Origin of the sequence: Collinsella aerofaciens, assembly GCF_015552075.1 — a bacterium.
Lineage (GTDB): Bacteria > Actinomycetota > Coriobacteriia > Coriobacteriales > Coriobacteriaceae > Collinsella > Collinsella aerofaciens_Y.
Map to the genome: position 1 here is coordinate 38,412 of NZ_JADNDZ010000007.1, position 13,311 is coordinate 51,722.

At 60.3% G+C, this 13,311-nt stretch carries 10 protein-coding genes; 6 read left to right on the forward strand and 4 right to left on the reverse strand.

Translation table 11 applies throughout. The features are described from left to right. Positions 1 to 88: 88 nt before the first annotated feature. From I2D41_RS00465 to I2D41_RS00480, 4 genes are all read left to right on the forward strand, one after another. Positions 89 to 805 (forward strand): DUF554 domain-containing protein, encoded by a 717-nt coding sequence (locus tag I2D41_RS00465; protein ID WP_195363187.1) that lies wholly within the window; start codon positions 89 to 91, stop codon positions 803 to 805. 88 nt (positions 806 to 893) lie between these two features. Continuing rightward, positions 894 to 2,654: a TerB N-terminal domain-containing protein gene (locus I2D41_RS00470; RefSeq protein WP_271741609.1), complete on the forward strand. Its 1,761-nt coding sequence runs from the start codon at positions 894 to 896 to the stop codon at positions 2,652 to 2,654. Further along, positions 2,647 to 3,951 carry an ATP-binding protein gene (locus I2D41_RS00475; RefSeq protein WP_161145013.1) on the forward strand — a complete coding sequence of 435 codons (1,305 nt, stop codon included), beginning with the start codon at positions 2,647 to 2,649 and terminating at the stop codon, positions 3,949 to 3,951. The genes I2D41_RS00470 and I2D41_RS00475 overlap by 8 nt, the downstream gene beginning before the upstream one ends. Positions 3,952 to 4,067: 116 nt before the next feature. Beyond that, positions 4,068 to 6,512, forward strand: coding sequence for a DEAD/DEAH box helicase (locus I2D41_RS00480; protein WP_195363188.1), 2,445 nt, complete (start codon positions 4,068 to 4,070; stop codon positions 6,510 to 6,512). Between the two features lie 26 nt (positions 6,513 to 6,538). Here I2D41_RS00480 and I2D41_RS00485 read toward each other — a convergent pair whose 3' ends face one another. The 4 genes from I2D41_RS00485 to I2D41_RS00500 all read right to left on the reverse strand — a co-directional run bounded on the left by I2D41_RS00485 (position 6,539) and on the right by I2D41_RS00500 (position 11,043). Beyond that, positions 6,539 to 7,417, reverse strand: a complete 879-nt coding sequence (locus tag I2D41_RS00485) for a spermidine synthase (RefSeq protein WP_195363189.1) — start codon at positions 7,415 to 7,417, stop codon at positions 6,539 to 6,541. Then, on the reverse strand, positions 7,418 to 9,325 hold the full coding sequence (locus I2D41_RS00490) for an elongator complex protein 3 (RefSeq protein ID WP_195363190.1): 1,908 nt from the start codon (positions 9,323 to 9,325) through the stop codon (positions 7,418 to 7,420). A gap of 99 nt (positions 9,326 to 9,424) precedes the next feature. Next, positions 9,425 to 10,324, reverse strand: a complete 900-nt coding sequence (locus I2D41_RS00495) for a DUF4097 family beta strand repeat-containing protein (protein ID WP_195363191.1) — start codon at positions 10,322 to 10,324, stop codon at positions 9,425 to 9,427. Further along, a complete protein-coding gene (locus tag I2D41_RS00500; protein WP_195363192.1) occupies positions 10,321 to 11,043 on the reverse strand; it encodes a helix-turn-helix domain-containing protein in 723 nt (240 codons plus the stop codon). Before I2D41_RS00500 ends, I2D41_RS00495 begins: the two co-directional genes overlap by 4 nt. 267 nt (positions 11,044 to 11,310) lie before the next feature. On the opposite strand from I2D41_RS00500, the gene I2D41_RS00505 reads away from it, so the two are divergent. After that, positions 11,311 to 12,183: a methyltransferase domain-containing protein gene (locus I2D41_RS00505; RefSeq protein WP_195363193.1), complete on the forward strand. Its 873-nt coding sequence runs from the start codon at positions 11,311 to 11,313 to the stop codon at positions 12,181 to 12,183. 118 nt (positions 12,184 to 12,301) lie between these two features. Next, the gene (trmB, locus tag I2D41_RS00510) at positions 12,302 to 13,150 is read left to right on the forward strand and encodes a tRNA (guanine(46)-N(7))-methyltransferase TrmB (protein ID WP_195363194.1); all 849 of its coding nucleotides are present in this window, start codon (positions 12,302 to 12,304) and stop codon (positions 13,148 to 13,150) included. Positions 13,151 to 13,311 lie beyond the last annotated feature (161 nt).

Genomic DNA, 13,311 nt, shown 5'->3' on the forward strand with positions numbered 1-13,311 from the left:
CACTTATATAACGTATTAGATGAGTCGCGATGTGCCTCGCATTTCGTTCTGCTACGATTGCCACGTTGGCATCAATACAGGAGGGCTCATGCCGGGCTTGGGAACAATCATCAACGTTGTGCTTTTAGTTGCGGGCGGTCTTTTGGGATTAGCGGGCGGCCGCTTCATTACACCGCGCATCCAAGACACGCTCATGAAAGCATCGGGGCTGTGCGTCCTGTTTATCGGCCTGGGCGGCACCATGCAAAAGATGCTCATCATCGATGGAAAGGCGCTAGCGACCACCGGTACCACCATGCTCATCGTCTCATTTGCGCTCGGTTCGCTCATCGGCGAGGCCATCAACTTGGAGGCCGCCATCGAGAACCTTGGCGAATGGCTCAAGCGCAAGACTGGCAGTGAGGGCGATAACGAGTTCACCAACGCTTTTGTCTCGACATCGCTGACCGTCTGCATCGGTGCCATGGCTATCGTGGGATCGATCCAGGACGGTCTGCTCGGTGACTGGTCAACGCTTGCCTTGAAAGGCGCATTGGACTGCATCATCGTCTGCACCATGACGGCGTCGCTTGGCCGCGGCTGCATTTTCTCCGCCCTGCCCGTCGCCGTGTTCCAGGGGACGATCACGTTGTTTGCCGGCGCGCTCTCCCCCATCATGACCACGGCAGCCCTCGACAGCCTTTCGCTCGTAGGCTCCATGCTCATCTTCTGCGTCGGCGTCAACCTCATCCGTCCTCAGACCTTCCGCACGGCCAATATGCTCCCCTCCGTCGTCATCGCCGTCATCTACGCCCTCCTGTTCTAAATCTATCAACGCAGCGGTATCTCGAACATCTGTTTGATGCTGTGCTATGATATGAGGTCACCGTAGCTGCGTTAGGAGAGGAGAAGCGGTGGCCGACCAGGACATCAAGATGCTCATCGAGCGCATTATGGCCGAGGCCCGGACCCATCAGTCCACCCGCTTCTCAAACGAAATCTACGCAGACGAGCCGATTCTCAAAACCGGCCGACAGATGCAGAATTTCCTCCCCGACCAGTACCGTAAAATGCGCGAGATATCGCGCTGGCAGGATGACCCCAAGGGCGGTGCGGGCCGCTGGCTTTCGGAAGCCGAGCTTTTTTACCGCCAGGGCCTGCTGATGGCCGACTTTGAGGACGACTGTCCCTACAACGGCACCTTTAAGTCGTACTTTCCCACCTACAACGCCATGAGCGACCGGCAGCTGCGCGGCTACTTTACCTGGCGTGCCCAAGTGCGCCGCGGAACCGTCGAGGAAACGTCTACGTCCTTTGCCTTTCTGTATCTCTATGAGCTGATTTGCGGCATTGGCGTAGATGACCCGCTCGACGGTTTTAACAAGATCAAGGCCTTTTGGGATGTCTATCGCGCCTTCGAGCCCGGCATTGATCGGTTTGCACGCGTGTGGTTGCAGGATTACGCCGTATTCCATGGGCTCGACCCCAAGCTGCTCCGCGACTCTAAAACCGTCATGTTCGATAACGCCCTTATCGAGCTGCGGCGCGCGGCACGAGACCTTGTACCGGCACCGGCACCGTCCGACCAGACCCCCAAACGTCGCAAAACCTCCGAGCCCACGCTCCCCCTTCCGCCCGATGAGGTGCGCGAGGAGCGACTCATGGCCGCCATCAACGCCCTCTCCACGTACAACCTAAGTAACTCGCGGCTCGACCGCAGCCACCACCGCGATCTGCGCCACGTGGCATGCGCCGCGTATGTCCGCATGGCGCGCTACTATGACACGCATCGAAAGACCGGCATCGTAGCGAGCTTGTTTGGGGAGGAGACGGCCATGCCCTACACCATGTTTGCCTCGGCCGTATTCTTTGCGCCCGAGCGCCACGAGAACTGCGAATACCGCCTGGATCCCATCCATATCTACCGTTGCCAAAACGGCTTTTGGGAATGTATGCGTATCCATGGTAGTAGGCAAAAGAGCAGCAAGCTCGGTGAAATGATGCGCGCCTGCGACCAACGCCTGCGCCTGGCGCTGGACCCCGCCCATCCCCTTAAGGAAGAAAAGGTCCCCAAATATCTGGCCAAGATTATCGATGACGAGATTGTGGCATGGCTTTCGTGGGACGCCGCACACCAGCCCGTCAAGATCGATATCGACCTGACTCAGCTGGGGCACATTCGGAGCGCCGCTGCGCAAACGCGCGAAGCACTTTTAGTCGACGAAGAGCGCGAGGACGGCGCACCTGTGGAAGCCGAGGCAGCGGACTCAGGGCAACCGGAAGCCGAGCCCGTAGCCGACGCGATTGTCGAGGCGGTCGCGGCACCCATTCGGCAGGACGAGACCGACGAGCCAACCATATCCACCGAACAGTTTGGTGTCGTGGCACCGCTTCTCGCGCCGACGCCCGCGTTCGCAGCTGTTGCGCCCGCTGACGCCACGAACGAACTCACGCCTGCCGCAGACGCCTATCTCCGCGCGCTGCTCGAGCACAACGCAGTACAGGCGGAATCGGCGGTAGTGCAATCGGGGCAGAGCGAGGACATGCTCGTCGACAGCATCAACGAGGCGCTCTTTGACCTGGTGGGCGACACCGTAATTGAATTTAGCGCGGCAGGGCCGCAGATTATCGAGGACTACGAAGCAGACGTGAGAGGATACCTAGACCATGAGTGATACCGCATCCGCAGCGCCCCGTGTACCCAAACGCGTCGCTGCCGTTATCCTTAACTCGCTCAAGGGCGGCGTGGTCCCGCGCATCGGCCTTCCCTATATCACCGTGGGACGCGAGGTCGAGATTCGCGCCCTGCTCACCGATTTGAGTCTCATCGCCGATGGCGGCGCGAGCTTCCGCTTTTTAGTCGGTCGCTACGGAGCCGGCAAGAGCTTTTTGCTCCAGACCATCCGCACGCACGCCATGGGCGAGGGATTCGTCGTCGCCGATGCCGACCTATCCCCTGAGCGCCGCCTGCAGGGCGGCCAGGGACAGGGCCTTGCCACCTACCGTGAGCTCATCCGCAACATATCGACTAAAACGCGCCCCGAGGGCGGTGCACTCAACCTTATCCTGGATCGCTGGGTCGCCTCGTGTGCCGATGCCGATGAGTCTGCCGTCAATGCCCAACTGGCCCCGCTCGAGGAAATGGTCCACGGCTTCGACTTCTCCCGTATGCTCCGCCGCTACCGCGCGGCCGTATCCGAGGGCGACGAAGAAGCTATGAGCCGCGTGACCAAATGGATTCGCGGCGAGTACCGCACCAAGAGTGAGGCACGCGCCGAGCTGGGCTCCTCAACCATCATCAGCGATGACGACTGGTACGACTACGTCAAACTCATCGCTCGTTTTTTGGTTTGCAGCGGCTACAAGGGCATGCTGGTGCTCATCGACGAGCTCGTGAATCTGTATAAGATTCCCAACGCTATCACGCGCCAGTACAACTACGAGAAAATCCTGACCATGTACAACGACACGCTTCAGGGCAAAGCGCAGTACCTGGGCATGATTATGGGCGGCACGCCAACCTCCATCGAAGACCGCCGCCGCGGCGTGTTCTCCTACGAAGCCCTGCGCAGCCGACTCGCTCAGGGCCGCTTTGCGCGCGAGGACCTTAAGGACATGCTCGCGCCCATCATCCGCCTACAGCCACTCACCTATGAGGAACTGCTGGTGCTGATCGAAAAACTCATGCAGATCCATGCCGGCTACTTTGGCTGGACGCCCTCGCTTACCGAAAACGACTTGGTGGACTTCCTCAAGATTGAGTTTGGCCGCGTGGGAGCCGATACGCACTTAACGCCGCGTGAAGTCATTCGTGACTTTATCGAGCTGCTCGACATCCTATGCCAAAACCCCGATGCTAACGTGGCCGAGTTGCTGCAAAGCGTCGGTGGCGACGCGCTGGCGCCGGCAGCCGTAACGGACAACACCGACACCGCAAGCGAAGACCGCAACTTCGCCGAGTTCACCATCTAACCTGCCAAAAAGGGACAGGTTTATTTTGGCAGGTTTTATCTGGGCAAACGTTGAGGCGGTAATGCAGCAAACCCTTGGCCACCGCGTTAAGAGATTCGTATTTGAGAGGAGGCCCCGTGAACGCCTTTGACCGATATGCTCCGTTTATCCAAGACTTCATCTACTCCCACGATTGGGAGAGTCTGCGCTCTATCCAGGTTGCAGCGGCAGACGCCATCTTTAACACGCAAGATAATGTGCTCCTGACGGCATCCACGGCTTCCGGCAAAACCGAGGCAGCCTTCTTTCCCATCCTGACCGAGTTTTGGGAGAACCCGCCCGCGAGCGTAGGCGCCCTCTACATCGGCCCCCTCAAAGCGCTCATCAATGATCAGTTCGTCCGTCTCAACGACCTCTGCGAAGAGGCCGATATCCCTGTCTGGCACTGGCATGGCGATGTCTCGCAGTCGCACAAGGCTAAGCTCATAAAAAAACCGAGCGGCATCTTGCAGATTACGCCCGAGTCACTCGAGGCGCTCTTAATCCATAAGCACATGGCGATCCCGCGCATGTTCTGCGACCTGCGCTACGTGGTCATCGACGAGGTCCATTCGCTCATGCGCGGCGACCGCGGCGGTCAGACGCTCTGCCTTATCGAGCGCCTCTCGCGCATGGCAGGCGTGCAGCCCCGCCGCATCGGCCTTTCGGCCACCATCGGTGACCCCGAGCGTACGGGTGCCTTCCTCTCGCAGGGAACAGGACGCGATTGCATCATCCCCCGCTTTGAGGAGCCGCGCCGCGTGTGGCGTATCTCCATGGAGCACTTCTACAACTCGGGTCCCCAGGCGCAACAACGAGGATTCGAGAGCACGGGTCCTCAAGAGGCCGAAGTGCTTGCGTGCGAGCGCATTGAGGCAGCGGCACCCGCGGCACTGCCCGCCGGCGCCCAAGACATGCGTCACAGCGGACAGCTCACACAAGAGGAGCGCCGTCAACGTCGTGAGCGGGCACGGGACAAGGCTACCTCCAGGGATCGCCGCACTTCGTCGGCCCCCGAGGGCGAAGTCGACATCCCCCGAGCACCCGAACAGGCATTACTCAACCCCACCGACACGGCGCCAGACAACGCCGACCCCGGCATGGGCTATATCTTTGAGCACACACGCGGCCGCAAGTGCCTGGTCTTTGCCAACTCGCGCGAGGAGGCAGAGGCCGTGTGCTCCATGCTGCGCAGCTACTGCGAGAGCCGGCACGAGCCCGACCGCTTTCTCATCCACCACGGCAATCTTTCAGCATCGCTGCGCGAGACGGCAGAAGAGCTCATGCGCGATGAGGAGCAGGCACAGACAACCGTCACCACATCTACACTGGAGCTCGGTATCGATATCGGCCGTCTGGAGCGTGCGTTTCAGATCGATGCACCGTTTACCGTCAGCTCCTTTTTGCAGCGAATGGGCCGCACGGGGCGCCGCGATCTTCCGCCCGAGATGTGGTTTGTCATGCGCGAGGAAGAACCCGAGCCGCGCACGATGATGCCCGAGACCATTCCGTGGAAGCTCCTGCAGGGCATCGCGCTCGTACAACTCTATCGCGAGGAAAAGTGGGTCGAGCCACCCGAACTCGATCGACTCCCCTACAGCCTGCTCTACCACCAGACTATGTCGACGCTTGCCAGCACCGGCGAACTCACGCCGGCAGAGCTTGCCCAGCGCGTGCTCACACTCAGCTATTTTCATCGCATCTCGGCCGATGACTATTGCGTGTTGCTGCGTCACCTCATTAAGATCGACCATATCCAAGTCACCGAGGGCGGCGGGCTCATCGTGGGCCTCGCGGGCGAGCGCATCATTAACAACTTTAAGTTCTACGCTGTGTTCCAGGAAAACGAGGAGTTCACCGTTCGCAGTGAGTCGGCCGAGTTGGGCACGATCGTCAATCCGCCACCGCCCGGTGAGCGCATCGCCATCGCCGGACACTGCTGGATTGTCGAGGAAGTGGACTGGAAGCGCCACACCGTCTTTGCCACGCAGGTCAAGGGCCGGGTGCCGGCCTACTTTGGCGACTGCCCCGGTGATATCAATACACACGTACTCGAGCGCATGCGCAAGGCGCTCAACGAGCACGCAGCATATCCGTACCTTATGGGTAACGCACGGGCCCGCCTTGCGCAGGCTCGTCATACCGCCGAGATTTCGGGCGCGGGAACCAAGCCGCTCATTAACCTGGGCGGCGACACCTGGGTGCTCTTCCCCTGGTTGGGAAGCTACGCCTTTTTGGCGCTCGAGCGCATGCTCAAGATTAAATGTGCCGCGGAGCTGGGCCTTCGCGGACTCGACCCGTCACGCCCGTACTTTATGCAGTTTAAGATGAAGGCCGACGAGGAGACGTTCTTTGAGGTACTCGCCGCCGAGGCCGAGAAAGACTTCGATCCCATCGAGCTCGTCTATCCTGGCGAGGTGCCTTACTTTGACCGCTACGACGAGTTTGTTCCCGAAGAGCTCGTGCGCAAGGGCTTTGCCGAAGGCGTGCTCGACATAGAGGGCATGAAGCAGCGCGTCCTCAGCTGGCGCGACCACGCCTAAGACCAGTCTTTTTGGGACGGAGAGACTTACTTGTCGTGAAGGGCGGTGCCGAGGAAGTCGGCGTCGAAGGGCACGGCTTCGGCAAAGACATAGTCGCCGTCGCTGGCGATGAGCAGGTAGTTCTCCTCGCCGCCGAACTCCGCATCGCCACAGGGGACCACCCAGACATGGGCGAATACCTCGAGTGCCGTGGCAGCGCAGTCGCGCAGGAACGTCACATCGCTCCCCTCGTTTGTGCTTACGATATTGGCAACGTAGACGCCACCGACATTTAGGCTGCCCCGCACCAAACGCAACGCCTCAACCGTCGCCAGCTCGCGTACGGGCTCGGCACCGCCAAAGCAATCGCTCACGACCACGTCGTAGCGACGATGACCAACACTCGTCACGCCCAGATAAGAGCGAGCCTCAGCGGTTATCACCCGCAGGCGATCGCCCGCCGTGCACTCCAGCTCGTCCAGATAGAACCAGCAGCGCGCCAGGCGCGTAATCTCTCCGTCATACTCGATGACGTCCATGCGCAAGCCCTCGTGCGACATCAGCGCGAACTTGGGATAGGCAAACCCGCCGCCACCCAGCATAAGCATGCGGTTGATACCGTGACCATAAGCATCACGCATCGCATCCTCGGACTCAAACACGTCGTCAAACGCACGATAGTACGCAAAGACGGGCTCCGCCCAACGCTCACCAACGTAACTTGCGCTTTGGTAGACGCTGCCTTGCACCAACACGCGAATCTCGTCGCCGCCCTCATCGTGCACGCGTTTCACACGCGCCAACCCATTGCGGGTTCGCGCAACCTGCAGACAGGCAGCACGAACAGCGACAGCGGCCGCACCAAGCGCCGCGGCTCCCAGAGCAACACCGGCAACGACGCCAGCAGAAACACTCGGCTTGTTCATCTAGAGCTCCTTTTGCAGATAGAGTCCATGGTCGCAAAAACCCAAATGGCGATAGTACTCGCGCGTACCGATTGCGCTAATCACGTTGATACGCGTATAACCCGCATCCCGGGCAATCTCGCACGCACGCTCTACGAGCAAACGCCCCAATCCATGGTGCTGGGCTGCCTGGCCTTGATCTCCCACGCGCGCCGCCATGCCATACACGTGCACCTCGCGAATCATCGCCTCGTCCGGTGTCGTCGGCAACTCATCCGCATGCGCGGCAACAAAAGCACGATCGGGCAGAGACAGACGCAAAAAGCCCGCGATCTTGCCCTGCGGCGTAACCCACTGCAAAAAGCGCTCGTGCGTCACCGGCGTCTCGTACGCCACTTCCTCGTCAAGGGTCAGCTCATGCAAGTCGGCGCCCGCCGTGCTAATCTCGCGATAGCGAATCTCACGCACTGTCGCGCCTTCCCCACGAGCCGACAAGCGGTTTTCAACGAGCTGACGCAGGTTGGGCTTCTTGTTGCCCACCATGATGTCGTCGGAGCTAAAGTCGCGGATCATGCGACTGATGCGGCAGAACGCCGGCGTCACCACGATGTCGTCGGCCAACACATCGAGCAGCTCTTCCTCGGTATAGGGACGCCACTCGCCGCGCTCATAGCAGCCCACCAGACGCGAGCCCTCGATGAGCGCGCACGGGTAGACCTTGACCTCGTCGGGCATAAAGGCCCCTTCGGTCATAAAGCGCTCGTAGTCGCGCTTGTCCCCCTCGGGTGTGGCGCCCAATAAGTTGAGCATAAAATGCGCATGGATCTTAAAGCCAAAGAGGCGCGCAAGCGAAAACGCCTGCTCGATCTGAGCCACCGAAATGCGACGCTCGTTGATATCGAGCAAATGCTGGTCGAGGCTCTGGATGCCCATCTGAATCTTGGTGCAGCCCAGACGACGAATGAGCGTGAGCGCCTGTGGCGTCACGGCATCGGGGCGGGTCTCGATAACGAGCCCCACCACGCGATGCTTCGCCGTCTCGTTGATGCGCTGCTGACGCTCAAGCTCCTCCATCGTTGCCGTCTGCCACTCGGCAGCCTCGCCCCATGGCGTACCGGAGCCGTACAGACGACGCACTGCGCGGTTATAGCCACCAACGACAGCATCCACACGCCCCTGCTCGTCGGCAACGCCGCTCGCAAGCTCGGCCTCGTCGGTCGCAATGCCGGCAGCCCGATAGCGCTCGCGGCGCTCTGTTACCACCGGCGGCAGGGCATCGGCGGGAGCGTCATCGAGCAGGCGCCCTGCCTCGGCACGGCTGATGCCCGGACGCGCCAACATGGGGTTTGCCGCCACACCGGCGACGGCATCGTCATTGAGCGCACGGAAAAGCTCCGACATAAACCACGTCTGATACCCTTGCGGATAGTCGCTCCAGGTACCGCCGAGCACAATGAGCTCTATCTTGTCGGTCGCATGTCCCATCTGCGAAAGCGCGGTCAGACGAGCGCTCACCTGCAGATACGGGTCGAAGCAGTTTTGCTCCGCACGGGCGCACGCCGGCTCGGCGTGCAGATAGCTTTTGGGCATGCGCAGATCGTTGGGGCAAAACAGGCAATCGCCCGAGCATGGCCAGGGCTTGGTAATGACGGTAATGGTCGCCACGCCCGAGGCCGTTCGGCGCGGCTTCATACGCAGGACCTGCAGCAGTTGACGCTCCAGATCGGAATCGACATTCCACGCAGCCCACCGAACCGGCTCCTCACGTTTAACCCGCTGGTAGAACGGCAGCAGACGGCGCTTGGCCAAATCGCGTTTGTCGGCACCCTCACGGCGCGCCTCGGCATGTATCAGTTTGACGAGCGCTTTGTCGTCCACGGTCTCGCCGCGACGCAGAGCCTCGAGTATGTTCAAGATAATCTGTTCCATGTCCCCATTGTAAAGGCAAAGGCGCCGAAGCCGATCTCGGCTTCGGCGCCTTCATCAAACAGCGCGTCTATGTCTTCGCCTAGGCTTTCGTCTGCCTCACTACTCCGAATCAAACGACATGTCGCCCGAATCGACTTCAAAACGATACGTGGCAGACTTATCGCCGTTATCGAATTCAAGATTCAAAATGGTCTCGCCGTCGTAGCCAAGCGGAAGGAAATCACTCTCGAAGTCGCCACTGCCCAAGGTGAGGCTCGCCTTAAAGCCCGTAGAGCTCGGAACCGTCATCTCCACATCGCCCGAGCCCACGCTCACGTCCATCGACTTCGCGGGGGCCTGGTAGAGCTCGAATGTCACATCGCCCGAACCGACCTCAGCGCTGAGCGCATCAGTCACGCTGCCCGTAAACTCTACATCTCCCGCACCCAGGAAAAGGTCGAAACCATCACAGGTGACACCGGCAATCTGCAGATCGCCCGAGCCCACGTGCGCGTTGACTCCCTTCAGATGTTCGGCAACACGGCGCGGCAGCTCGACCGTAACCGAGCGATCGATTGCCTTACCGTCATCACTTCCAAACTGGGAAACCTTGAGCGTCGAGTCCTCGACGGATGCGATGTTTTGCGTCGCGGCCTTGGAGGCATCCATACCATTGGCAACGCGTCCCCGCTCGATAACGCGAGCCTTGTTGCCATCAACAACCTTGACGTCCACCGTAGCCGCAGCGATATCGAAATCGAGGTAGCGGAACTCATCGGCATCAAAAGTCGTGCTCGAAAGCTGCTGAGGCCGAGCAGAATAGTTACCGCTATTCAAGGAATCGTCCTCGTCAAACATATCGTCAAAATCAGACAAATGGCCAGATAGAATACCGGTCGTACGCACCATATCGGAATGAACCAATAGCCGCGAAGTGCCAAAGACAAGCCCGATGATGAGAACAAACGCTCCGATGCCAACGCCCAAGCGTACCTTGGATTCATGCGAAAGCTTCATCATTCATCACCCTCTTTGGAGCCCGGCTCAGCGGTAGTCGCGGTAGCCACGTCAGCATCAACCGCAGCGGAAGCATCCTGCACCTGAGTCCTAGCCGTCACCGGTGCCAGACCAACCTGGATATCCCCGCGTGCCCAATCGCCATCGAGCGCACGCGCCACCCAGTGATAGATGGGAATCGTAAAGAAGATCAGTGCGGGAAAGGGGCTGGCACCAACCAGGAACATCAGTAAAAAGAACAGCAGCCAGCACACGGCCCAATACGGGAACGACTGGAACGGGCCCTTCACCGGAGTCGAACCAACTGCGCCGCCACTCGTCGCCTGCGCCGTAGCGGCATTGGCGGCCTGCGCACTCCAGCTTGCCGCTTGCGCCGCCTTGGCCGCAGCATCACTCGCCTGCGTTGCCGCCTCGGTAGCGCGCGCCGCCGCCTCATGGGTGCGAGCACGCTCTGCCGCCTCGGCCTCGCGCTGACGAGCGCGGTCCTCGTTCTCAAACTCGATATCGTCCTCGATCTCGTCACTCGGATTGAGGAGCTCGTCCAAACTCACGCCATAGAGTTTAGCGAGCGAGATCAGGTTCTCGGTATCGGGCGAGCTCTCCGCGCGCTCCCATTTACTGACCGCCTGGCGCGACAGCCCCAGCTTTCGCGCGAGCCCTTCTTGGCTAAAACCCTTGCTGCGACGAAGGTCGGCGAGCCGCTGCGCAGTTTCTACATTCATGGTTCCTCCTATGTGATGCCAGCCGTGCCGCCGGACCGTTTTTCTTCTTAAGGCGCCTTGCACAGTTAAAAATCTATCCGCCACCGCCAAAAGCATGCCACCTATTCTAGTGAGATTTTTGACAACCGGCGGTTGCGGGCACATATGAGCTGCGGAAATGTGTCCAAACAAAGCAATGACCCACGGCTCGGTTGTCCCCGTTGCGGCGTTAACGGTAGTATGGTCGTACTGTTTATTCCGCACCGCCAACGGAGGGAGTTCCGCGCCGTGAACCGCGATTTCGCCTCATCGCTCATCCAGCTCAACAATACGTTCTATCGCGAGCACTCCGCTTCCTTTTCCGATACGCGCCAGGCCCCGTGGCCCGGCTGGGTGCGCACCATGGACATCGCGCTCGGGCAGCTCAACGCCGCCACGATCGAGCATCCCGTCCGCGTCTTCGATCTTGCCTGCGGCAATATGCGATTCGAGAACTTTGCCGCCGGCGACGCACTTGCCGCCAAGGGCGTCGACGGCGCAAACCCCTCGGCAGATGCCAGCTGCCCGTTTGAGTTCTATGGTGTCGACTCGTGCCAAGACCTGGCTATCGATGCACATGGCCACGCGCTTCGCATTCCCAACCTGCACTTCCAGGAACTCGACGTGCTCGACGCCCTCATGAAGCTCAACCCCGCCGAGACGCCCGACGTGCTTTTCGACGCCCCGCTCGCCGACATCTCGGTCTGCTTTGGCTTTATGCACCACGTGCCATCGTGCGAGTACCGCGTACGTGTGCTCGACGCCCTGGTGCGCCAGACGCGCCCAGGCGGCATCATCGCCATCAGCTTTTGGGAGTTTATGAACGACGAGCGCATGGCGCGCAAGGCCGTTCGAGCCGAGGCCCGCGCCGAGCTCACCCCGCCGTTTGAGGGTTACGATTCCGCGCAGTTTGAAGCCGGCGACCACCTCATTGGCTGGCAAAACGACCGCCACGCCTACCGCTATTGCCATCACTTTGACGATCAGCAAATCACCGACCTGGTGCGCGGCGTCCGTACGTTCTACAAGAGCGGCGAGGTCCCCGTGCGCGAGCTTGAGCGCTTCCATGCCGACGGTCGCAGCGGCGAGCTCAACCGTTATGTGATCCTCAAGCGCCTGTAGGCACCGACGACTCGCCGTCGAGCCGTACCGCATCTTTCGGGCAAATAATGCCCACCCCTTTTCAACCCATTGACGGAACGCGCAGCTATGCGTTCCATATTTATGACCAAGGAGCCTCATGGGAGCCGTCCACGTTCGCACGCCTAAGAACTTTGTGCTCGAGGAGCGCCTGGAGCGCTACGCCGATGCGATTGAGACGAACCCCGAGGCCTATGCCGGAGATTGGCGTGAAGCCTGTGCGCCAGTTGGCAGCAAGCCATTCGAACACCTTCACCTGGATCTTGGCTGCGGCAAGGGAACGTACCTTGTAGAGCGCGCGGCCCACAAGCCAAACACCCTCTTTATCGGTATGGACCAGGAGCCCATCTGCATCGCCTATGCCGCACAGAAAATCTGCGAGCAGGAACTGACCAACGCACTCGTCCTGCCCCGAGGCGCCGCATCGCTGCCGCAGCTGTTTGCCGAAGGCGAGCTCGATGTCATCACCATTAACTTTCCCACGCCGCAGCCCAAGGCCAAGTACGCCAAAAAACGACTCGTCCATGTCGACCATCTGATGCTCTACCGCCCGCTCTTTGCAGCCGGCGCCACCGTCACGCTGCGCACCGACAGCAAGCCATTGCGCGACTACGCCCTAGGGCAGTTTACCGCGGCCGGCTACGACACGCTTTGGGTAAGCGACAACGTCCGCCGCGACCATCCCGAGCATCCCGAGACCGAGTACGAGCGCCGCACGCGCGAGATGGGCGCCGCCGTCTATGGCATTTGCGCCACACCTGGAGCGCAGCCCAGCGATGAACAGCTCGCGGCGGGGCGCGCGCAGGAGCAAAGCCTAGCCTGCTACCTGCCCGATAACCTCGATGAGCTCGCCTATGTGCCTCTGGGCATGGAAGAGGCCGTCGAGAACTTTAGAAACCGTGCCCGCAAGGGCAAGAAGCGCCTACCGCAGGATCCTAGGGGCTTCTGATGGTCGCGACGTCGGCAAACAAGCGCGAATAGGCGCCAACAAACGACCCTCAAATCTAAGTGAGTAGACTTTTTTGCAATAGCCAAGCACAACCCGCATAACCAATACTAAAACCGACGCTCCTATAAGTTGTCAAGAGGCAGTTTGCGGGAGCGTTCTCT